The sequence below is a fragment of the Edaphobacter modestus genome (assembly GCF_004217555.1).
GTDB classification, from domain to species: Bacteria; Acidobacteriota; Terriglobia; order Terriglobales; family Acidobacteriaceae; genus Edaphobacter; species Edaphobacter modestus.
The window spans coordinates 256434-279061 of sequence record NZ_SHKW01000007.1 but is presented as its reverse complement, the minus strand read 5'-3'; the positions used below and the strand labels follow the sequence as shown (position 1 = coordinate 279061).

Genomic DNA, 22628 nt, shown 5'->3' with positions numbered 1-22628 from the left:
CTGGCTTCGTCTGATCTGGGTGTTGGTCCGTCTCTGTTGTATGCGTGGCGACGAGCGGGTTCAGGGTGAGATGTTCAGTTGTGTGACGTTGGAGCAGCGGGTTCCACAGGATCATCCTTTGCGCGAGATTCGCAAGTTGACGGATGCAGTTCTGGTGTCGCTGAACGAGGATTTCGATGCGCTATATTCGGCATCAGGCCGTCCTTCGATTGCGCCCGAGTATGTGCTGCGGGCGCTGTTGTTGCAGGCGTTTTATTCGGTGCGTTCGGAGCGCCAGTTAGTCGAGCAGCTGAACTACAACCTGCTGTTCCGCTGGTTCGTCGGCCTGGGCATGGACGACGCGGTGTGGAACCATGCCGTGTTTTCCAAGAACCGCGACCGGCTGCTGACGTCGGACGTGGCGCAGCGGTTCTTCGCCGAGGTGAACGTGCTGGCGAAGCGCTTCATGAGTGACGAGCACTTCACCGTGGACGGCACGCTGATCCAGGCCTGGGCATCGCAGAAGAGCTTCCGGCCGAAGGATGGCTCCGATGATGGCGACGGCACTAACTTCCGTGGGCAGAAGAGGTCGAACGAGACCCATCAATCGACTACCGATCCGGAGGCGCGGCTCTACAAGAAGAGCTATGGCAAGGAGTCGAAGCTCGCGTACCTGGGCCATGCGCTGGTGGAGAACCGCAACGGCCTGATCGCCGCCGCGATGGCGACCCAGGCCGACGGCCATGCCGAGCGCGACGCCGCCCTGCTGATGCTCGACGAGCGGCAGAAGAACAGCTCGCGGCGCATCACGGTTGGTGCCGACAAGGCCTACGACGCGAAGGACTTCATCGCCGGAGCCCGCGCCCTCAACGTCACCGCACATGTGCAGAAGAACGACAAGGGACGCCGCTCGAACCTCGATGGCAGGACCACCCGGCACGCCGGCTATGCGCTCAGCCTCAGCCGCCGCTGGCTCGTGGAGAAGACATTTGGCTGGTTGAAGCAGACCGGTCCGCTCGACCAGCTGAAGGTGCGAGGACTCGCCAAGGTCGACTGGATCTTCGTCTTCAGCTGCGCCGCACATAACCTGCTGCGTCTGCCAAGGCTCATCCAAAGCCATACTCAGCAGGACCCACAGCAGCAGTGCGCCTGAAGGCCGGTTGAGTCTTCAACCCGGCAAGAAAACATGCCGCAGAATCCGCCAGCCAGCCGTCATAAACAACCCAACTCCCCTGCATCAACCCAAAACCTCATCAGTAAAGGAGTCAGCTCTAGCTATTTCAACAAGCTCCTAGGTATGGCCTATATAGACAATTGCGCCAAGTTCGGACACTAATTCCGCCAATCCGGACAGTAATTGCGCCACGCTACAAGTGGCCATCGCAGACATAATCAAGCAAGCACGCGCTGCGTTTTGAGGTCTGATATCCGTCTTCAACTGTCTTCTAAACGTATAGATAGGCTCGCGAAACGAACCTCACGGAAAACGGGGATTTCGGCAACTTCACATTTCTGATCCCACCCCTGAGGGCTCTGTTGCTGAGTGTTTCCAATTGCTAGACTTCCGCGAAGTCGTCAACAAGTTCAGTCTTGATAACTTCCGAAAACCAAACACAGAAGCGTCCCATAGGGTACTTGCTCACTGTGTACACCCACCCGAAAGTTGTACGGAAAAGGCGCTGGATTAGTTATAGCCTTGCTAAGCATTTTTTGACTTGTCCTTGAGGACATCGTTAGATTCTCCGAGCGTGGATCTGACTCTTGTGGTTTCTCTTTTCTGCAGGTTCTCTGTGACGACACGTTAACCTTTCTGTCCATCATGGTTGTGCTCACTTAGGAGTGTGTATTTTGAAGCGATTTCAATTCATGCAGCTGGCTCTCTGTCTTGGCTTATTGCTTTTCAGCAGCCACGAAGCCTCTGCCTCGGATGTGACTTTGAGTGGCGATGCGAGCGTGAACTCCGCTCATGCGTCAGTTAACTATGGTGCGCTTTCGAACCTTTATGTTGGGAATGGGAACGTCACCTTCCTGCAGTTTGACCTGGCGTCGTTGCCTGCAGGATCGACTTCGGCACAGGTATCTCACGCCACGCTGACGGTTTTTGTGAATCGGGTGAACGCTCCAGGTGCAGTGACGGTTTCGCCAGTCACGGCAGGATGGGGCGAATACAGCGTGACGGCCGCAGGGGCTCCGACGACCGGAGGTTCGATTGCCAGTGTCAACGTGACGCAGGCTGGACAATTCATCTCGGTGGATGTGACGGCTCAGGTGAAGGCATGGCTTGACACGCCAGCCTCAAATAGTGGTTTGGCACTGGCATCGGGTGGGGCCAATGTTCTTCTCGACAGCAAGGAGAATGATGAGACCGGCCATATGGCACAGCTTGATGTAACGTTGGTCAATCAAGGCTCCCCGGGTGTTGCTGGCCCCGCCGGGCCACAAGGCATACAAGGAGTTCAAGGGCTGCCCGGCGCGGTAGGGCCTATCGGTCCCATAGGACCCGCCGGTGCGCCTGGCGCGACCGGTCCGGCAGGAGCAACGGGACCTGCTGGATCCACTGGTGCTACAGGCGCGACCGGCGCAACTGGTCCGCAGGGTCCCCCAGTCAGCTTCCAAGGCACATGGAGCAACGCAACGACGTATGCGTTGGGTGATGCGGTCTCCTTCAATGGCTCCAGCTATATCTCGCTAGTGAGCGGCAACATTGGTAATCAACCAAATGCAAATCCGGCTCAATGGTCGTTGCTGGCCCAACAGGGCGCAGTGGGCCCTATCGGAGCTATCGGCCCGATAGGGCCTGCCGGTGCGCCTGGCGCGACCGGTCCGGCAGGAGCAACGGGACCTGCTGGATCCACTGGTGCTACAGGCGCGACCGGCGCAACTGGTCCGCAGGGTCCCCCAGTCAGCTTCCAAGGCACATGGAGCAACGCAACGACGTATGCGTTGGGTGATGCGGTCTCCTTCAATGGCTCCAGCTATATCTCGCTAGTGAGCGGCAACATTGGTAATCAACCAAATGCAAATCCGGCTCAGTGGTCGTTGCTGGCCCAACAGGGCGCAGTGGGCCCTATCGGAGCTATCGGCCCGATAGGGCCTGCCGGTGCGCCTGGCGCGACCGGTCCGGCAGGAGCAACGGGACCTGCTGGATCCACTGGTGCTACAGGCGCGACCGGCGCAACTGGTCCGCAGGGTCCCCCAGTCAGCTTCCAAGGCACATGGAGCAACGCAACGACGTATGCGTTGGGTGATGCGGTCTCCTTCAATGGCTCCAGCTATATCTCGCTGGCATCCGGCAACCTTGGCTTCCAGCCGGATATCAGCAATGTGAAATGGGGACTTCTCGCTCAGGCTGGGACTAATGGCACGAATGGGACAAATGGTGCTACGGGACCAAGTGGCCCAACGGGGGCTACGGGCTCTACCGGGCCGGCTGGACCTGCAGGTGCCAATGGCCTCGGAGTTAACGCTATTTCCTATGTCATGGAGTTTGTAAATCCTGGAAGCTCCGGAACCTATTACATCTCACCCCTTTACTCTGGCGCCAATATAGCGCCAAACACTACCCTTGCAACTAACTTTGCGGCCATGCCATTGGCCTGTACGATGAGCGCTCTTAAGGTTGGGGTCAATAACTACTCCGCTCCGGGCGCGGATATTACGACGCTCACGGTCTACAAAAATGGCGTTGCTACAGCGATGACCTGCCCCGTGACTACGAACGGCAACGGATCGAGCTGCCAGGACCAGACTCATACCTTCGCCGTATCTGGAGGCGACAGCATCAGCGTTGTCTTCTCCGAAACCAACATCAATCCGTTCAATAAAATCACTGTCGGCCTGATTTGCCAGTAACAACGGTCCAGCCTATCGGGGATCGGGCAAGAACTGAGGACCAGCCGGAGCAGGAAGAGACAAGCAGCCTTACCTGTCCGGGATGGGAATGCAATTCAGCAAGACCAACAGATGTTCTGTTGCAGTTTCCGAGAGGGTTTTTTTCAGGTTGTGCAAATTGGCTGCTGCAGCACCTTGACGGTGATTCAGCATGAAGAATCAGAACGAAGTATCAACGAACGAGAGGGATACAGATCATGGCGGAGCCGTTTCTAGGTGAGATCAGGATGGTTGGCTGGAACTTCGCGGCCAGAGGATGGGCTTTGTGTAATGGGCAATTGCTGCCTATCAGCCAGAACCAGGCGTTGTTTTCACTGCTCGGAACTTACTATGGCGGGGACGGCGTAACAACGTTTGCCCTGCCAAATCTGCAAAGTCGCGTTCCCATTCACCAGGGCACAGGGCCTGGTCTCAGCCCATACACCATCGGAGAATCTTCTGGCAGTGAGGCCGTGACCCTGCTCATCACCGAGATCCCTCAGCACAATCATCTGGTGTCGGTCAGCAATCAGTCAGGATCGGTCGCTGACCCAACCAATGCCCTTTTGGCGCAAGGGAACTCTGGATCGCTCCGAGCTCCGGTCGCCGTCTCCAACTATATTGCTACTTCCTCAGGGGGAGTTTCGCCGACAGGAACTCTTGCTCCCGCGACAATCACCCTTACCGGTGGCAGCCAACCGCACAGCAATATCCAGCCGTTTCTATGCGTCAACTTCATCATCGCCCTCGAGGGGATCTTTCCATCGCGTCAATAATCGGAAAGTGTGCCGGAGGAGCAAACCGCCGGCACACTTCTGCATTGGGTATCCAGGTCAATACGAATCTCATGACAGCAGCAATTCAAATGCGGAGAGCTATTTATCATCTACGGTCGGCGAGCATCGCGGATGAAGCGTTTTTGCTGGAACTTTATGCGCAGACGCGGGCTGATGAGCTGATCCACTCCGGGATGGATGCGTTGCAGCACGAAGTGTTTGTGCAGATGCAATTCAGGCTTCGCCAGGCAAGCTACAGGACGACTTATCCGATGGCTGTGGACGAGATTATCTGCGCCGATAGCGGAAATCCCATCGGTAGAGTCCTGGTGGATCGCGCGGCAGGTGGATTGTGTCTGGTCGATATCGCGATCGTGGCCGAAAAGCAGAGGCAGGGATTCGGAACGCAGGTGATTCAGCAGTTACAGCGCGAATGCACAGAGCAGGACTGGAAGATGAGGTTGCAGGTCTTGAAGGGGAGCGCGGCTGAAAGGCTCTATCGGCGGCTCGGGTTCAGGGCAGTGGACGAAGATAGGCTTCGCACTCAGATGGCCTGGAATGGGACAAAAGTTTGAAAAGTACAACGAATGGTATGCAGTCTGATAAGGCGCTTATGCCACAGATGGTAAGGACAAGTGTGATACTGCGGCAACAGTCGCGTGTGAAGTGCTCGGTACTTGGTCTATTGATGGTAGAGCTTGCCATGGGACTGGCGTTTGGCAATTTCAGAGCGCTGGCGCAGAGCGGACCCGCGAACAATGTGCAGGCAATCGCGGCGCCCCTGGCGGCTCCGGCACAAATCGCCTATGACGTTGCTGGCAATCTCTATATTGCGGACTTAAACGATAACGTCATTCGCAAGGTCGATGTGGCAGGTATCGTGACCACGGTGGCGGGAACGGGGGAACAGGGTTTTTCCGGAGATAGTGGACCGGCCACTCGTGCGCTGCTCGATTCTCCCGCAGGTGTAGCAGTCGACACCGCTGGAAATATCTATATTGCAGACACGCACAATCAGCGTGTCCGCATGGTAAGTAACGGAACGATTACTACGATCGCCGGGACCGGTAGTGCCGGCTTCTCCGGAGATAGCGGTCCCGCTCTCTTGGCGCGACTGAGCAACCCGACTGCACTGGCGCTCGACGCAAATGGCAATTTGTTCATCGCCGATACAGACAACCATCGCATCCGCAAGATCATTGGAGCCACGATTACTACGGTTGCCGGCAGTGGCGAACAGGCCTTCTCCGGCGATGGCGGTGCAGCGACCGCCGCAGGAATTGATTCTCCAAATGGTGTAGCGGTCGATGGGGTGGGCAAGATTTATATCGGAGACACGCACAATCAGCGTGTGCGTGTCGTCGACACCTCGGGCACTATCTCGACGCTGGCCGGTAATTTCAGCAAAGCTTATGCTGGTGATGGCGGTGCAGCGGCTGGCGCTTCGCTGGCACGACCGCGCGGCCTGAGTGTCGATGCGCAGGGCAACATCTATGTCGCAGACAGCGATAATCACCGCATTCGTATGATTGCGAGTACCGGAAACATAACCTCGGTAGCGGGGAATGGTTCGCAGGGCTTTGCGGGCGATGGCGGTCCAGCGGTCAACGCAATCCTCGATACACCCCGGGCCCCCACGGTTGAGGCCCCTGGCGTCTTTGCGTTCTCCGATACAAACAACCAACTGATTCGCGCAGTCGGCCTCGATGGTGTAGGCCACACCATTTCGGGCCTGAATTCAGGCACCGGACTCTCCGAAACCCTTACGATCAGCGGCCTATCTACCGTGGCTTGGGGAAGCGGCGCGCTGACGGTGAGCTTCAGCAACGCGGGACAGACTGCGACGGGCCAGGTCGACCTGTTGGACATTACCACCGGTTCAACCTCAGTCGGTTCTGCAACTCTGACGGGCAATTTGGCGACGATCAGTACTGCAGGACTGTTACCTGGGCTACATCGCCTTGTGGCCAGTTATAAAGGCGATTCGCTGAACCCGCCCATCACAAGCAGCGTCTTTGTACTCACGATTATGCCGCCGCCGATTAACGACTTCACCTTTACCGCGACCGGAGCGACGACCCAATCCGTCAATCCTGGACAAACGGCGACCTTCAACTTTTCGTTGCAGCCGCAGGATGGCCCCCTGAACGCTCCAATTACGCTGACGGCTTCGGGCCTGCCGGCTGGAGCGACAGCGATTTTTACTCCTGCAAGCATTCCTTCGGGTTCTGCAGCTACCGCATTTAGTCTGGCAATCAAGACAGTGGCGTCCCACGTTGTAACCTCACCACCCTCATTGCCTCGATCGACTCCTCTGCTTCCCCTGAGCTCGGCGATCTGCTTACTGCCACTTTTCCGAAACCGGCGTCTCCGAGCGAGGTTTGCACGGATTCCGCGCACGGTGCTCAGTGTACTCGTTGCATTGATCGTGGGCGCGGCAACACTTGGGCTAACTGGCTGCGGCAGTGGCGGCTTCTTCGTGCAGGACCCGCAGACCTACACGATTACTGTTACTGCAACTGCCACCGGCGGGGCGAGTACAACCTTGCAGCACACCACCATGGTTACGCTGGTCGTTCAATAACGACCGCAGAGGAGCAAGTTCTGTACTCATAGACTTGATATGTTTTTGACGTCGACATTTTTAATGGGAACGGTCTTGGCGGCCTCTGCTCAGACTGCTCCGCCCAAGACTAGCGACCTCGGGCCAACAGTCTCTCAGAGCAACAAAGGAGAACCGTATGAGTTGCCTCTGCTCATCTACGATCGAAGCTTTACGCCTCAAGGGCGGCTCTACTACCCCAATCCGCCGGACGAAGGCCTTCGAGCATTTGATTGATGGATTGAGTCCCAGTGAACTAAGAGATAACTTCATACGGCCGCATCATGTCATTCGCCTCATGTTCCAGGATGTGACAGTGCCACACATAGCGTCCTGCATATCCTTGGAACGGGACAATGATCCGGGTAGTTGCATACGGTGGACATTGGACAACGTCCTTCCAACCGCGTTCATGCGGTGACGGAGGGATGCGCTCGCCCGTCGGCAGAATCTTATCGTTTGCGAGATATTCATAATCTGCAAAGCTTTGCCTGTCGAGAATCTGGAAGCGAACCATGTGTAGGTGAATTGGATGCGCATCCTCCGTCAGATTCACAAGCGTCCAGATCTCGGTGGATCCCAGCTTCACTATCTCCGTTACTGGGTCGGCCCAATGTTTGCGATTAAGCAGCATCACCATTGGCTCGCCATTGTCGCTGTCAAACTGGTTCAGCGTCATCTCGCGATTGCGCATCGCCTCGGACTCCGCAATACGCACGACCGGACTCAGGACTGCTGGGACCTGGGATGTGTCTTCCAGCGACTTACTGCTCACTCGAAACTGCATCAGATCCAGACGATCGCTCACCAATTGCACACGTTCACCGCGCACATGGCTGAAATCCACGACAATGTCTGTGCGCTCCGCCGCGCTAGTACAAGACGCTTCACCTCAACTGGAGCGGGCAGCAACCCTTGATCGGATCCGATCACCTGAAAGCCCTGCCCGTTGGACAAAGCGAGCGAAAAGAACCGTGAGTTTGCGTATTGGCGATGCGCAAACGGCGCTTTACGAGCTGCCGTCTTCGCATTCTGGGTCCGCACCGCCCTCGAACTTGGCGGAAACCAGATTTTATAGGAACTTCGATGAGACAAGCTGAATCAGAAACCACTGTTCAGCTTCTTTCGGTGGGAAGCCGTGAAGTTTCATGAAATCGTTGGTCGGAAGAGGTAGTGTTTCATCATGAACGACAAGCCAAGAAGCGCTCGTAGTCCGGATCCACGTCGACCGATTCGGGGGCACAGGATCGGACGCCGATGCAGCTCAGGGATGGGATTGACGCCCAGCACGCGACGCCATATTCCCATGCAGCCTGATTGAAGGTGCCAGGTAGAGCGTCTCAGCGCGGCGCGGAGATCGTCAGTCCGAATAAACGCCCATGAATCTCAGCCAGGTGTTCGTCATGGTTGCAGCGGCTATCGAGAGGGCGGACGACGTGTTTGCGCTGTCCCCAAGGCAATGCCCCGAGATCAGTCATCTGGAGAAACACCTGTCACTTTCGCCAGTAGTCGGAGTGATACCGAGTTTATAAACTGCTCCCGCCTTCATAAGTGCCCTGGTGGGAGCGAGTGAGATAAGTGCACGTACGATGTCGGCGTCCTTCATGGGAATCGAGACGAGTTGAGAGGGCCCAGTTATTAGGATTAGGGCTTCTTACGGCTATTTGATAGATATTCGGGATGTTACCGATCAAGAAAGAGGAAGAAACATGAAGACGAGATAGATCGAAGGGATGGCCGCGGAAGCGGGCGGTTGGCCCCTGGCGATTCTTCGGAAGGTCGGCGAACTGGATGCCATTGTCGGTGAGCACTGTGTGGATACGGTAAGGAACAGCCGCGATGAGTGCTTCCAGGAGGTGGCGGCAGCTCGCATGTCGGCCTTCTCCACGAGTTCGACCACAGCCAACTTGGAAGTTCGATCGATGGCCACGAAGAGATAGAGTTTGCCCTCGGCGGTGCGCACCTCGGCCAGATCGATGTGGAAGAAGCCGATGGGGTAGCTCTCGTACTTCCTGCGCTTCGGCCTGTCGCCGTCCACCTCGGGTAATCTGCGGTCGAGTCCCGTTTCCTCCACTTCACAACCGTCTTCGGGTTGATGCCATGCCGACGAGCCAGCGTCCTCAGGCTCTCTTGACTATGTTGTAACGCTCGACGGACCGCCGCTGTCGTTGTGGCGCTCCGGTGCAAAACCTGTCCCATAGTGCCTCCTTCCACTCGCTGGAAAAGTATGCACCACCAAATGCCGGGACTAAACAGCTAGGCCGCGCAAACGCCCGTTTCGCAATTACGCAGGAAGATAGTGCGGTTAAGTTCTCTGTGAAGGCTTCGGTCGAGATAGCCGGCAAATTCGACAAATGGGACGCCTCTCTAACGTTTACATCTCCGGATGTCACGACGGGCGTCCTGGACATCAAGGCTCAGGCGGCCAGCGTAGATACCGGAAGCGGCATGAAGGACGGCAAACTGAAGGGCAAAGACTTCTTCGACGCCCAGCATGATCCGTTGATCACGTTCCATTCGACAAAAGTTGTTCCGACCGGTCCAAACACCTTTGACATACCAGGCACTTTCACGATACGCGGAGTCTCGAAATCCGAGACCCTGTCGCTGACGGTGTCAGGGAGGGCACAGGCTCAGGCGAGATCAAGGGGATGATGGCCTTTGATCGCAAGGACTACGGGATGAATAGCGGCATTCCGTTCATCAGGATCGCAAACCGCGTTGAAGTGGATGTCGACATCCATGCGAAGCGCGTCAGCGGTCCCCCGCTGGTTTTCAAAAAATAGAAAGCCACGCAAGGGGCTCCGAGAACGTACCTTGCCGGGCCACCGGACAATCCAGAAAGTTCGGCTCGAACCCTCGGTGGCTTGACTCCAGTACTAAGGGGATCGCTGCAGGAAGCCACACTTGATCCAAAACCAAGCACACGGATGTTTGAGGATACGTGTCGCCGCTAAAGGGGTCGCAAAACGCCGACTTGTTTCGACTGCCGTACAAGGCCTTAAATAGAATGCGAGCCAAAGAACCTCAGGCAGCGTCAATGGCAAAACAACAGCCTACCACCGCGAAGCAAGTCAATTCTCTTTGGAGTCTGGGAGGTCTGACTCCTTGGCAACTTGTTCACAATGTTTTTGAGGAGATCAGGGCGAGCAATATTTTCGGACGGACATCCGAGCTGGCATTCTATTTCTTATTCGCTCTCTTCCCATTGATTCTGCTATTGATGACTTTGTTTGGTCTGTTCGCCTCACATAGAGTCGAACTTCAAAACGTTTTAGAATCATATTTTGCAGAGCTAATTCCACCCTCGGCGTTCCAACTCTTGCGCCATATCACCAATGAGCTGGCTGCTCATGCTAGCGGCAGAAAGCTGACGTTTGGTATTGTTGCAGCGCTCTGGAGCGCTTCCAGCGGCGTACAGTCCATGATTTCCGCTCTGAACCTGAGTTACCACGTCCCCGAGGCTCGGGCCTGGTTCAAAGTTCGCACCATAGCACTGGGATTGACAGTGGTGATCGCCATCCTTGTTCTCACAGCGTTGTTCATGGTACTGGCGGGCAACCATTTTGTCGGCTGGATAGGCACGGGACTGGAATTGCACCCGGTTGTCGTCTTTGCTTGGAAGGCCATTCAATGGCCGCTTGCCATCCTGTTCGTTTCTATATCCTGCTCCTTGATTTATTATTCCGGCCCCAATTTGAAGGAGCGACGCCGTTGGCAGTGGATGACCCCAGGTGCGGCATTTAGTTGCCTTCTGTGGCTACTCGCCTCGGTCCTGTTCCGCATTTTACTTGCACTACTTTAATACCTACAGCGCTTCGTACGGATCACTAGGAGCGGTCATGATTCTCTTGCTCTGGCTTTATGTGACAGGATTGGCGTACCTGGTCGGAGGGGTGATCAACGCTGAAATCGAGCGCGCGGCGACGCAGAGGCGGGTCGAGCAACCTCTCTCGTAAATCATTCTTCGAGGCCCGTTTTAAGCCCCCTGAGGTGGGCAGGTTCAGCAGATGCCGCGGTCGGGAAAAGCGTCCACGAACCTTTCACCGACGACATGCCGCAGCTCATTGAAGCAGAAAAGGGGATCAGCACAACGAATAGTGAGGCCGTGAGTATAAAGATTCCCTTCCAAAATGGCTATGGACGAGATCCTCGTTGACTACTGTCGCAAGTGACAGTAGTCAACACCCCGCAAGCAAAGGATAGTCTTAAGCATAGGCATGCGAAGGTGAACTGTGCCAAAGATGCGAGTTTTTCTGGCTGTCGATCATCAGGCGATGCTGGCAAGACGCAGCGAACTCGGCGAGGAATTCGAAATTGTCGCAACAGTTGGAAACGGTCATGCGGCTGGGGGTATCTTTCTACGATCCCGACCTGTTGGTGACGGATATTTTGCTGCTGGTCATGGATGGACTTCAGTCGCGTCGTTCCTTCAGGCAAGTCAATGTCGGGTGAGGGTAGTATTCCTTACCATTCATGAAGACCCTGACTTCTTCAATGCGGCGTTCTCTGCCGGTGCTTTGGGTTGTCACGAAGTTAGGCTCTCGTCAGATCTGATTTGATCTAAAGCGGAAATTCTGCCTGAGTCACTAAGAAATATTCTCCGCAACAGTATCAGAGGAGATCCCATGGGAGAAAGCGTTCCACTTCCTCAGCGGCGCCATTTGAAACAGAGAGTTTCCGACGAACTCAAGCGCTTTCTCGTGATCTTCCTCTATCTCTGGGTAGTGTTTGGATTACTGTCGATCCACAAGAGCATCATCCTGGCCGAGCAACACCTGGACTATCCGGAGCACGCCTTTGCGATTATCAACGCGTTCATTTTTGCAAAAGTACTGCTCCTCGGTGAGCACTTTAGCCTGGGAACGCGGTTCAAGGATTGGCCACTGATCTATCCAATACTGCACAAGTGCTTCATCTTCACAGTGGTGCTCATTTGCTTTCACATTGTAGAGAGCATCCTGGTGGGAGTGTGGCATGGGCGTACTATCGCGGAAAGCTTTCCGCCGATATTGGGAGGAAGTCTAAAGGGCCTCTTGTCGGTGGGTGTGATGTGTTTTGTCGTGCTATTACCGTTCTTCGGGTTCAGAGAGATTGGCCGCGTGTTCGGCCGCAAGGAGTTGTGGGCTCTGATTTTTGTGCATCGAGGAAATGAACCTAAGCTGAGTTAGTCAGAGGAATCTCTCAGCCTCTCGGCTCGATTGTTGGTTTCGGGCTATCCGAACCGCACCGACTCAGGTTGGTGTGACGACCATCGAGCCGCTGAGCAACAGCAGCGCGAACGGTGGCGTGGATCACCAGCGAGTCGCGGTTATGACTCAGCCTGGAAACGGATCAAAGCCGAGGCACTCAAGCGAGATAGGTATCTTTGCCAGCTCTGTGTACAAGATGGACGGGCAACACCAGCGCAGGATGTTGATCACGTCGAACCGATCCGCATGGCACCTAACCTCCAGAGCCTTTGCTGTGCATGTCATCGAGTAAAGACCGCTCAGGATCACCCGAACAAGATGGTTCAGTCAGGCTGGAGTCATTTGCAAGTACGTCTGCCTGGACAGACGACAGATGTGTTGATGCGCCGGATCAGGTGCAAACCTTCATCATCCCGGCCCACTACGGCCAGATCCGCGTCGTTCGCTCATCGCTTAGGCGGCTTGGTTTTTGGGTCGCGGAGCGTCCAAGAGACTCCGTGGCGTTTGCGGGGGATGCGGCTAAGCTATCGGGATTGAATCGGCTTCCGCCTGCAATAGGCAGAATAATAAAGCGTTAGAAGAGGGGGGCGAAAAGCGGATTCAGGACGATGTGGCCGCGCATGATGTCAGAGTATCGCACGCAGCGTCCGTCGAGCCAGCGACTTCATTGAAACCGGCTTACGGTCTTGGGGCATCGCCGATGTTTAACCAAGGACCGATTCACCCGTAGCCAAGACTTATCACGATAGAGGGCAAAACATCATGAAGACAAAACCGGTTATGAACTCGGCCGTCATGCTGAGTTGTGCATTTCTTCTGACTACGTCCCTCTTTTGCGCGAGAAAGCACCGACGTAATTGTCATGAAGAATGGCGATCACCTCACGGGCGAGATCAAAGGACTCAATGCTGGTGTGCACACAGGGACCCCTTAAAACCACGAATACTCCGGGGGGCCGACCCGTGGAGATTGCGGTAGCGCAAACGTCGGGAAAAGAAGCAGTGATCGACAGTTCGCGGATCGTTGAAATGGACGTTACCTCGGCAAAGTTCTTCCAGCGGTTCAACGGCAACGTTAATACGGGAATCATCTACTCGAAAGGCAACCAGTCAACTCAATATAGCTTAGGGTCGCAGGTCACATACCCCCGAGAACGCTGGGCCGCGGGAGCCAGCTTCAGCTCCACCTTGTCCGCGAGCACCGGCACGTCTGCATCAACCCGAAACCAGCTGGACGTCGATGTCTTGCACCTCATGCGCTGGAACAATTGGTTCGATGAGGGCCTTGGCATTTTCCTGCAGAGTACGGAACAGGGGATCATCCGGCAAGGCACCTTCGGTGGTGGTATGGGACGTTACCTAACGAACACCAACGCAGCGCGCATCTCAGTGCTCGCCGGCTTTGGCGGGCAGAACACGGATTATGCTCAAAATATTGCCCCGCAAAGCCTGGCGGCTGGCCTCATCGCAGCAAAGCTGCAATTCTTCCGGTTCAATAAAACCAACGCGAACCTAAGCGCTGCTCTTTTGCCGGCTATCTCCGAGCCCGGTCGGGTGAAATTCAACGCGAACGCGACCTATTACATCAAGCTCACTGGTAATCTGTCGTGGAATGTCTCGTTCTACGGCAACTGGGACAGCCGGCCGCCAAATAACCTTTCCGGCAGCGACTACGGCTCCAGTTCGGGACTCAGTTGGACATTTGGTAACAAGTGACAGAAGTCTGCGCGCAACCAAGAGTGAGAAGCAACTTGCGTTACCAATGACCTCAGATGGTCTCTATAACCATCCACGGCAGGCAACTGTTAAAACGGATGAAAATTCAATAGGTCCATCCGGAATGGTCACTTATGGGTGTTGCTTTACAGCTCTGTTTAAGGCTTTTTCTTTATGGTCGAAATAGAAGTATAAGCCGACGCTCAGAAAATTGACCAACACCGCGATCACGTTCCATATAATGACCGGCCGCGAATTAATCAATAAACCGTAGTAGACCCAGAGAATCTGAAAGACGCCCATGATGGCCGCCATGCGTGGGTTCATGCCCGAAGTGGATCGACGCCTGAGCATCGCGATCAAATCCGGCAAAGCGGCAAAGGTGTTCCAAAACCGGCCACTAAGCCGAGGACCTCTGACCGCTCAACATTGGGGTCAAGTAAACTCCGTGTGTCATGGACAGCCAGATGCTGACAGCCGCAAAGGACTACAACGCACGGAAGAAAAACAGCAAGCGTTATTCTGTTGAATCGGTCCATACCTACCTCCACACGTCTAGCATTTTGCTAGGTTAGTTCGCTCTTGGGCAAGCGAATACTTGGGTGGTTGGAGCGTCCGTGCCCGACGATAATAACGATGCTTGCCATTGCGAATGGTTCTCGCTTCTGATCGGCTCTTAGCAGGCAGAAAGGTGCTTGAGAGATAGGGCGACGAGTAGCCCTGATAAGCAAGTATTGGATCGACCCCAACCTTTGAGTTCCGGTCATGTGGCCCAGTCTGTCGCGAATCGTTGCCATCCCCCGGTTACGGCCGCTCCGGAGCCCGTCCGATCGAGGGTCGAGGTGGCATGAATCCTTAAGCGAGTTTTCTGTTCCGTTGCTCCCCAATACCCAACATCACCTCTTCGGCCATAGCCTCAAAGGTGCGTCCTTCTTGTTTCAGCATTTCGGTCAAGCTAATGCGGTAAGGATTTGCTGTCGTGTTACTCATCGGGTCGTTCCTCCGTTTTTGAATGGTTGTGCTGTGTTTGCTAACAAACACGCCTTGGCCCTGGCCCACGCCAGCGGAGGCGGCAAGTGCAAGAGGAGGGTTGGGCAGCCCGCCATCAGAGGAATTGCGGCATGGCTGACATGACAGGAGTCGAGAAGCGCGTGTTTGAAAAGGTCCTTCGAATGGGGGACGGCTATGTCATGGGATTCAACAACGGGTCATTTGGGGAGGGGTCGTTGAACTCTCTTGCGTTTCCACATGTCAATTATCGCGGTTCCTCTCAACGCGAGCGCTAGCGCCAAAACTGACAGTGATCGGCAATAATTTGACATGACTAAAGTTACGGTTCTTACAATCCAGGGCTGTTTTGCATCAAGTACGGCGATCCTCGCGACGTGATGTGGCGACAGCCATTTGGATCAGCGAGGCGGAGAAACGCGCTGTGCCGTTCGACGTCACGACGGCTCGGTTGCGGGCCACGCCGGACCCCCGCAGATCTGCATGGAGCTGAACTCGTCATCATCCTTGGCCTCGGCACCGATCAGCATCAGAACTCTGGCTTCAGCACCCTCGCCAGCACCCTTCTAAGCTATCTTGGCAGTCGCAGCTTCCTCGGCTGCGAAGATCGATGCCGTCGGCTTGTACCGAGCTTCGTGGTCCTGGCAATGCTTCCTGACGACCGCAACCCACGAGTCGTACCACATCCAAGTTCCTTCTAGGTCGACTCCATATCGGTGTTTTGGGTTCTTGGCTTCCTTCTCGCGCCAAAGATCGGTGTGCTGGGTAATCCCGAACCGCGAATAGCCTTCGGCTTTCATCTGTTTGACGATGGTGCTGGGACGTGACTTGTGCCCCTCGGTTTCTTTAAGGATGACTTCGTTCATCGCATTGGCGGCATGGCTTCCGTCTGGAACAATCTGCAGTACTCGGTCAGCGGTGTTCTTGTTGTTGTTCAGCTTCTTGACTAGCGCTACCCGGTAGGAGAAGCGAGGATCGTCAAAATCCTCCTGCGTCATTCCGGTCTCGAACTGTACTACGAATGACTTGATGTGCTGAGGGAGATCAACCTCAGCCATGAGGGCTTTGGTGGTTGTCTCGTCGATCGAGGAGAACTGGATACTGAATGCCTGTTCGTTTTCAAGCGAATACCTCTTGTCGAATAGCTTCTTGATGGCGGAGCTGAAGTTGAGGGCGCATGCCATGAACTTTGCGCTTAGCTGTTCGTCGATGCGGCTCGTCATCTGGTGCTCGATCTCATGCCTGATCCCGATCAGGAACATGAGGTTTGGTGATTACGCCCTTTTCTACAGAACAGTCCTTGCTTTAGAGACACTGTTCAAGGCTCCAGTGTCGAACGGCACCATACTTCGTACGCAGAAAGCGCCGCCTCTTACCACTCATCAAGGGGTCGGTCTGCCGGTACTCCACCCCCGTTTTTCGGTAGTGAGCGTGCAACAGATAGGTCCAGGCAACCACCGTGGTCACGATGAAGAGTTCCGATTTGAAGTCGATCTGGGGGTTGTTGTAGATCTGAACCGCGGTCAACATGGCTTCGCCCGCCTTCTTGACCAACTCTGTTGCATAGGAACCGACTTTTCTCTTGCGCGTGGCCATATGGCTTGAAGTCTAGCGCATCGGGCTTGCGAGTGACCCGCTCCTCCAACGGGCTCTTACAGTCCTGCTGTATTGAGCGAAGTTGCGAGAGCAACGACCGCACACCGATACGACCTCCCTTCTGGCTATGCGTCCCGGGCGAGAAGCTCCGAGACCGAGTGTGCGAGGCGTGCGCCGTCGGGATCGGTGATGGGGTTCAGGGGAGAAAGATCGCGGTCTCTTCGCGGCGGTAGAGGATATTGCCTGCCACGAGGCGGCGCATTGTGGTGATCGCTGGCGAGATGCCGCCGCAGTTCCAGGCCGATCCAGTTTGCGTAGCTGTTTTTCGTGGTCCGGAGGCCAGTCGCGTCTTCGAGCGCACGCTCGATGCGTTCGCGGGCGTCAGCAATCTCCGCGCTGGCTTCCCATACAGGTTGGAGAAGCGGAGCTTCGCTGCCGAGCTGGTAGAAGAGGTTCGCGACTCCAATCTGCTGGAGGCGTATCAGGCGGCCGCACCAGTAGTGGGTCGTCTTGGCGGTCACGGTGATGACGTTCTTGATCTCCTTTTCCACGCGAAAGGCAGTCCCTGCGGGCAGCAGGATCTCGCCCTCTTCGAGGCGCACGGAGATGTTCTCCATGGTGATCGCGCGTAGCAGCCACTCCGCCATTGTGTGGTTGCTGCATTGAACGCGCATCCAGCCGGGCGAGGAGGATGGTGTCGCCTTCGAGCGCGCCGCGAGTTCGATGCCGCGCACGATCTCCTCGCAGACCTCGGCGTAACGGACGGGCTCTGCGAGGATCTGCTCCGGCGTGCCGCGTTCCAGCAGTTTCCCTTGTGCGGGGGCCCCCTGCCATAGCGAGGTCACAGAACGAGTCCCAGATGCGGTCCCATGCGACGTTGCCGTCCACATCGAATGCTAGCGGTGCCGAGCCCATCGACAAGGGCTGTATTTCATCTGTTCGGTCACGGTAGATACTGGGCAGCAGCGTCTGTAGGCGCTCCTCAACCTTTTGGATAGCGGCGGATGCCATAGGTTGTGTCCTGATTTCGTTCATGGTCATTGCTGCGGTGCGCTTCCTCCGGGATGGTCTGCGGTATCACGCAGGGCAATTATTCCGATATATCTGTTTGAGTTCACTAACTTTCACCGAACGCAGAACTCGAGTAGCGATCTTCGCTACCAATTTGCGGGGCGAGCTCCTGTTCAGCCTCGGCGCAATGCTCAATACGAGACTACAGTTCACGTCTGTATCTCAAGATCATCAAATCGTTGCCACTTATAGTAGGCAATCGATAGGATCCAACTCAACACAAACAACCCGATGATCAAGTACCCGAGCATTCCAAAGTTGTCGTTGACCTTCCGCACAGTGTCCCAAAACATTCCGCTGAAGTGGAACCGGCCGGCGAACAGAGCTAGAGCCTCGATGCCCCCAACGACCAGCGCAACGACCACCGAGACAAGCGTAATCGTCATGTTGTAGTGCTTGCGGACGGGCTTCACAAATGCCCAACCGTACGCCCCCAACATGAGGATATTGTCGGTTGTATCTACAAGCGACATGCCTGCTGCGAAAAGAGCCGGGAAAACAAGCGTGGACATCACCGGCAGCCCCTTCGAGGCTTCCGTCGCGGAGATGCTCAAGAGTCCGATCTCTGTAGCCGTATCGAACCCTAGTCCAAACAGAAGTCCTAGCGGATACATATGCCAGCTCTGCCGGATCATAGCTAACATCGGTCGGAAGAGACGTGACAGGAACCCGCGATCTGCCAGAAGCAGATTCAGGTCTTCCTCGACATAGGGCGATCCTTCGCGCACGCTCGTGAAAACACGGTAAACCGACCGTAGAACCATCAGGTTCACAAACGCGATGCCGAACAAGAAAACGGTAGACACTATTGTTCCGATGGATTCGCCGATAGTTCGGAAGGCGTCCACACGGTGTTGCAGTGCGAGCGCTGATGACGCGATTGCCGCTGATCCGATGAGAACGATGGTCGAATGTCCAAGCGAAAACATGAAGCCGACCGCAACTGGCTGCTTGCCTTCCTGCATCAGCTTGCGCGTTACATTGTCTATCGCCGCGATATGATCGGCGTCAACGGCGTGTCGCAACCCAAAACTGTAAGCGAGGAATGCCGCTCCGAGAAGAAGGGGATAGTGGCGAAACGCGACAACGGCCCAGAGCCACGCCCCTGCATTGAATACCAGCAGAATTCCGTAAATGCCGGCTATCTTGGCTCGGACATTGCGGGAAGCATCGTTCAACAAATTGCGCATTTCAACTCCAGCAGCGATATTGATCCGCCCCTCAATAGACATCGTCTATGGCCGCATTGATCTAAGTCAGTTCCCATTGCCAAATCTCCAGGAGATCGACCCGCCCACCCATGACACCATGCGAATGCCAACGGCTCGCTCTACGGTGCCACAGTTGAAGTTATTGGCTATTCCATCCACGCCTGCAGCACAAGCGGGCGGTGAATCGCCAATCTTCCAGCCGGGAGCGAATGTTTCTGTTGTCTGGCCGGTATAGCCGCGTGCGATCATTCCATTCACGCCAAGTTGCAATCGACCGTCCATAAAGGGACGTACCAAAGCAATGCGCGTTTCCCCGACAGGGATCGCTTCGTACTGCTCCGGGTGATCCGGATTGCCCACGTCCAGCAGTTTGTGTCCCACATATTCGTACTCGGCTCGACCATGCAGGCCGAAAGGTAGCTTGTCCAGAGTTGTGAGAGCGTCAAAGATAGTGCGAGGGGCTTCCAGCGTAGGAAGGCCGGTGTCATCATCACGAGCATCTGCCTTCGAGAAGATCGTCTGTATCATGCCGAAGTTGAACTGATGCCGCACGCTTGCAGTGAGATATTTGAGAGTGCCGGGACCTTCATCTTCGGCGAGACCATTGTCGGGATCAATCTTGGCGAGTGTAGCCGTCGTCGTCGTGCGTCCGAATGTAACACGTACGTCAGTCCTGCCGACTTCCTTTTCAAGGACCAGTTGTTCCGAGTGAGAGCGTTCAAATGGTGAGGCCAGAACATCCGCTTCGGGTGTCGAACCCTCTGCCGCGCTGATGCGTGGATCCTGGGTAAAGAAAGCCTGCCCGATACTGAACGATGCTGAAGGCAGCCAGTGTGCCGGACCGGTCCCGGGCGTCCAGGCCACTGTCGCCTTTGGGTTCTCGAAGCGCCGCCAAGCGTCATACGACTGCGATGGTTTAATCATATCGGTGTTGTTCATCTCGATTTGCTCATGTCGCAGGCCAGCATAGAACTGAACATGGGGTCCAAGGTCTCCGCGCACGGCCACAAATGGGGCCACTTCGCGTATCGTGATGTCGTTTGCGAGTACCTTGAGAAACGGACCAAGGACATGGGGATCGGCAGAGAGATAGTGATCCAGGTTGTCGCGGCGAATGTCATCTTCGTTGTAGTCAAGGCCGCTCAACACTTCCAACCATGAAGTGAACTTATGAGATTCGCGCACTTCTGCGCCCTCCACCGTGCGGAACTCACTCTGCCGGATCAGCCCCTCACCGAAGTTGGAGAACAGGGTGAGATTATAGGTGCGGAAGAAACCAGAGGAAGAAAGCTCATCGCGTGCCCCTATCTTCCAGATGTCATTCGCGGCCAGAATTCCTGTATGCGTCTGGTCTTGTTGTCGAGGGTCGATGGTGTCATTCACCTGCACGCCATATCCTATCGGCACGAGGTTCCCCTCGTGGGAATGTCCGTAGTAACCAATGCTGAGCAGGGCGATCTCGTGATTTCCGGGATCGAAGACACGCATCGCGTTCCACTTGTATTGCTGGCGATGTTCTAGAGTGCGCATCAAACCATTGCCATAGTTGGCTTCAATTGCGATCCATGCCTTCTTCGCCGGATCAACAGGGGATAAACCCGCACTCAAATCGATGTCCCGATAGTCGCCGGTAAGAGTGATGAAGCGCCTCACCTGAGGCCGTGGACTATAGATGGCCGCCAGATTTAATGAGTGATTGCCTTCCAACACATTGAAGGCACCGCCGTCAGTGCCGACGCTGCCCAGCACCGCCGAGACGTAGATATTGGGATCGGCATAGCCATTTCCGTGCGCGTTGGCGGAGAGATTGTTCGAAGCCAGATAGTTGCCGACTGCAACGTACTGAGCAATCGGTTCTCCATGATCGCCAGCTACGCCTGGCACAAAGTATTGAGGGGCCTTGATACCTCCGGCGGCGGTCTCAATGGGCATGCCCGGAATGGAGATGGGTGCTCCGGGTCTTCCTGGGTTGGCATCCAGCAACTCTTCGCGCACCATCACCTTTTGTGAAGGATCGGGAGAGTCTAAGGAAATTTGTCCCACATCTGTCGAAACAATCACGTCCTGAGAAGGCGAAGCCACGCGTTCCAGGCGTAGTGTCAGATTTCCCGTCGAAGCACTCAAATCGAGCTGCTGCGTAGTGGTCGCAAATCCCGTTGCCTCCACGTGAACCGTGTATGCCCCCCACGCGGGCAGTGAACGTGCAAATTCGCCGTCACTTCCGGTTGTCGTAGACAGCCTTGCGCCGGAAGAGTAATCGAACTCCACCTGCGCTCCAGCCAAAGAAAACCCGGCAGGGTCGAGCACGGTACCCCCGACTCTAGCAATAGTGGATTGCGCCGTTGCGGTCAGCGCAAACGCTGTGATCAGCAACGTAACTAACATCAATCTAGATTTCGTGTTATTTATATCCATAAAAATAGCTTCTTTAGGTTGGTGTTCATGGGCGGCTTGGTGATGGGGACGCCCACCTATCGCGGAGGGCAACGTGCAATCGAGAGACAGAACATCCGCTCCGGTCCGGCATCACGCCCTCGTCCAAAGAAGTGGGCAGCTATGCATCTCGGGCTAGAAGTTCCGCAACCAAGCATGCGAGGCGTTCGCCATTAGCATCGGCGGCGGGATTCAATGGGAGGAAGATCGCAGTCTCCTCCCGCCGACATAAAATGTTGCTCGCCACGAGGCGCCGCATGGTGGTGACCGCTGATGGGACGCTGCAACAATCCAGCCCGATCCAGTCCGCATAGCTGTGGTCCGTGGTCCAAAGGCCCGTCGCGTCTTCGAGCGCTCGTTGAATGCGTTCGCGGACGTCAGCATTCTCCGAGCCGGGGCACCATGCGGGCTGGAGCAACGGAGCTTCGCTCTCGAGCTGATTGAAAAGGTTTGCGATCCCCAGTTGCTGGAGCCGTATCAGGTGGCCACTCCAATAGTGGGTAGTCTTTGCGGCCACGGTGATGACGTTCTTGATCTCTTTCTCCATGCGGAAGGCAGGTCCGGCCGGCAACAGAATCGCGCCGTCTTCGAGGCGCACGGAGATGTTCTCCATGGTGATCGCGCGCAGCAGCCACTCGGCCATGGTGTGACTTTTGCAGGCGACGCGCAGCCAGCCCTGCGTGGAGAACGGCCCTGCCTGCAAGCGGGCAGCCAGTGCGATGCCGCGAACAATTTCGTCGCAGACCTTGGCGTACTTCACTGGCTCCGCCATGATCGACTCCTGCGTGCCCGGCTCCAGTAGCTTGCCCTTGTGCGGCGGCCCACCTGCCATGGCGAGGTCACAGAACGAGCCCCACATGCGGTCCCATTCAACGTTCCCGTCTATATCGAACGCCAGCGGGGCCGAGCCCATCGAAACGGGACTCACCTCGTCTGTACCGCCACGGTAGATACCCGGCAGCAGAGTTTGCAGGCGCTCCTCGGCCTGTTGAATTGCAGCGGATGTCGCGGGTTGTGTACTGGACTCGATCATGATGGTTGTCGCATGCAGAATGTCCTGGCGCGGCCATTGCCAGAGGGCATCGTCGAGATAAATTTTGGATTTGGACTCCGGCTGTAAATTGGTCAACCGGAGGAGGGTTGATCGACTGGGCTTGGCCTCAACCCAGTCGATC

22 protein-coding genes and 2 pseudogenes are annotated in these 22628 nt (G+C 55.8%); 14 read left to right on the top strand and 10 right to left on the bottom strand.

All coding sequences use genetic code 11. The features are described from left to right. Positions 1 to 40: 40 nt before the first annotated feature. From BDD14_RS30280 to BDD14_RS30260, 5 genes are all read left to right on the top strand, one after another. The gene (locus BDD14_RS30280) at positions 41 to 1132 is read left to right on the top strand and encodes an IS5 family transposase (RefSeq protein ID WP_130417184.1); all 1092 of its coding nucleotides are present in this window, start codon (positions 41 to 43) and stop codon (positions 1130 to 1132) included. Between the two features lie 695 nt (positions 1133 to 1827). After that, positions 1828 to 3831, top strand: a complete 2004-nt coding sequence (locus BDD14_RS30275; RefSeq protein ID WP_130425142.1) for a DNRLRE domain-containing protein — start codon at positions 1828 to 1830, stop codon at positions 3829 to 3831. A 236-nt stretch (positions 3832 to 4067) separates the two neighbouring features. After that, on the top strand, positions 4068 to 4625 hold the full coding sequence (locus tag BDD14_RS30270) for a phage tail protein (protein ID WP_130425140.1): 558 nt from the start codon (positions 4068 to 4070) through the stop codon (positions 4623 to 4625). Positions 4626 to 4714: 89 nt separating this feature from the next. After that, the gene (locus BDD14_RS30265; RefSeq protein WP_165420434.1) at positions 4715 to 5200 is read left to right on the top strand and encodes a GNAT family N-acetyltransferase; all 486 of its coding nucleotides are present in this window, start codon (positions 4715 to 4717) and stop codon (positions 5198 to 5200) included. A 128-nt stretch (positions 5201 to 5328) separates the two neighbouring features. Further along, positions 5329 to 7209: an NHL domain-containing protein gene (locus tag BDD14_RS30260; protein ID WP_165420433.1), complete on the top strand. Its 1881-nt coding sequence runs from the start codon at positions 5329 to 5331 to the stop codon at positions 7207 to 7209. Between the two features lie 274 nt (positions 7210 to 7483). Here the strand turns inward: BDD14_RS30260 and BDD14_RS30255 are convergent, their stop codons facing one another. Beyond that, a complete protein-coding gene (locus BDD14_RS30255; RefSeq protein ID WP_130425134.1) occupies positions 7484 to 8035 on the bottom strand; it encodes a multicopper oxidase domain-containing protein in 552 nt (183 codons plus the stop codon). Between the two features lie 955 nt (positions 8036 to 8990). Beyond that, positions 8991 to 9426: pseudogene (locus BDD14_RS30250) on the bottom strand (DDE-type integrase/transposase/recombinase); the annotation flags it as partial. On the opposite strand from BDD14_RS30250, the gene BDD14_RS30245 reads away from it, so the two are divergent. From BDD14_RS30245 to BDD14_RS30210, 8 genes are all read left to right on the top strand, one after another. Beyond that, positions 9409 to 9882, top strand: a complete 474-nt coding sequence (locus BDD14_RS30245) for a YceI family protein (protein WP_130425132.1) — start codon at positions 9409 to 9411, stop codon at positions 9880 to 9882. The pseudogene BDD14_RS30250 and the gene BDD14_RS30245 sit on opposite strands and share 18 nt — an antisense overlap. Continuing rightward, positions 9879 to 10013 (top strand): YceI family protein, encoded by a 135-nt coding sequence (locus BDD14_RS33545; RefSeq protein ID WP_130425130.1) that lies wholly within the window; start codon positions 9879 to 9881, stop codon positions 10011 to 10013. The genes BDD14_RS30245 and BDD14_RS33545 overlap by 4 nt, the downstream gene beginning before the upstream one ends. A gap of 254 nt (positions 10014 to 10267) precedes the next feature. Beyond that, positions 10268 to 11032, top strand: a complete 765-nt coding sequence (locus BDD14_RS30235) for a YihY/virulence factor BrkB family protein (RefSeq protein WP_165420432.1) — start codon at positions 10268 to 10270, stop codon at positions 11030 to 11032. Positions 11033 to 11069: 37 nt separating this feature from the next. Further along, entirely contained in the window at positions 11070 to 11186 is a 117-nt protein-coding gene (locus tag BDD14_RS34935) for a hypothetical protein (RefSeq protein ID WP_242618394.1), read from the top strand. 285 nt (positions 11187 to 11471) lie between these two features. After that, a complete protein-coding gene (locus BDD14_RS30225) occupies positions 11472 to 11789 on the top strand; it encodes a response regulator (protein WP_130425124.1) in 318 nt (105 codons plus the stop codon). 66 nt (positions 11790 to 11855) lie between these two features. Continuing rightward, positions 11856 to 12398: a hypothetical protein gene (locus BDD14_RS30220; protein WP_130425122.1), complete on the top strand. Its 543-nt coding sequence runs from the start codon at positions 11856 to 11858 to the stop codon at positions 12396 to 12398. Between the two features lie 30 nt (positions 12399 to 12428). Continuing rightward, the gene (locus BDD14_RS34930; RefSeq protein WP_130425120.1) at positions 12429 to 12956 is read left to right on the top strand and encodes an HNH endonuclease; all 528 of its coding nucleotides are present in this window, start codon (positions 12429 to 12431) and stop codon (positions 12954 to 12956) included. A gap of 464 nt (positions 12957 to 13420) precedes the next feature. Continuing rightward, on the top strand, positions 13421 to 14134 hold the full coding sequence (locus BDD14_RS30210) for a DUF481 domain-containing protein (protein ID WP_242618393.1): 714 nt from the start codon (positions 13421 to 13423) through the stop codon (positions 14132 to 14134). Between the two features lie 132 nt (positions 14135 to 14266). Here the strand turns inward: BDD14_RS30210 and BDD14_RS34925 are convergent. Both BDD14_RS34925 and BDD14_RS33950 read right to left on the bottom strand, forming a co-directional pair. Then, positions 14267 to 14512: pseudogene (locus tag BDD14_RS34925) on the bottom strand (SemiSWEET family sugar transporter); the annotation flags it as partial. 477 nt (positions 14513 to 14989) lie between these two features. Further along, positions 14990 to 15124, bottom strand: a complete 135-nt coding sequence (locus BDD14_RS33950; RefSeq protein WP_278045559.1) for a hypothetical protein — start codon at positions 15122 to 15124, stop codon at positions 14990 to 14992. Positions 15125 to 15255: 131 nt separating this feature from the next. Between BDD14_RS33950 and BDD14_RS32195 the strand changes: the two genes are divergently transcribed. After that, positions 15256 to 15420, top strand: a complete 165-nt coding sequence (locus BDD14_RS32195; protein ID WP_165420429.1) for a hypothetical protein — start codon at positions 15256 to 15258, stop codon at positions 15418 to 15420. Between the two features lie 288 nt (positions 15421 to 15708). Here the strand turns inward: BDD14_RS32195 and BDD14_RS30200 are convergent, their stop codons facing one another. The 6 genes from BDD14_RS30200 to BDD14_RS30175 form a co-directional block, all read right to left on the bottom strand. After that, entirely contained in the window at positions 15709 to 16404 is a 696-nt protein-coding gene (locus BDD14_RS30200) for a DUF3644 domain-containing protein (RefSeq protein ID WP_341273345.1), read from the bottom strand. A 43-nt stretch (positions 16405 to 16447) separates the two neighbouring features. Then, a complete protein-coding gene (locus BDD14_RS30195) occupies positions 16448 to 16738 on the bottom strand; it encodes a DUF3644 domain-containing protein (protein ID WP_130425114.1) in 291 nt (96 codons plus the stop codon). Between the two features lie 125 nt (positions 16739 to 16863). Next, positions 16864 to 17583, bottom strand: a complete 720-nt coding sequence (locus tag BDD14_RS30190) for a hypothetical protein (protein ID WP_130425112.1) — start codon at positions 17581 to 17583, stop codon at positions 16864 to 16866. Positions 17584 to 17958: 375 nt separating this feature from the next. Next, positions 17959 to 18999, bottom strand: a complete 1041-nt coding sequence (locus tag BDD14_RS30185; protein ID WP_130425110.1) for a HoxN/HupN/NixA family nickel/cobalt transporter — start codon at positions 18997 to 18999, stop codon at positions 17959 to 17961. Between the two features lie 66 nt (positions 19000 to 19065). After that, positions 19066 to 21405, bottom strand: a complete 2340-nt coding sequence (locus tag BDD14_RS30180; RefSeq protein ID WP_165420427.1) for a carboxypeptidase-like regulatory domain-containing protein — start codon at positions 21403 to 21405, stop codon at positions 19066 to 19068. A gap of 169 nt (positions 21406 to 21574) precedes the next feature. After that, positions 21575 to 22582 (bottom strand): hypothetical protein, encoded by a 1008-nt coding sequence (locus tag BDD14_RS30175; RefSeq protein ID WP_130425106.1) that lies wholly within the window; start codon positions 22580 to 22582, stop codon positions 21575 to 21577. Positions 22583 to 22628 lie beyond the last annotated feature (46 nt).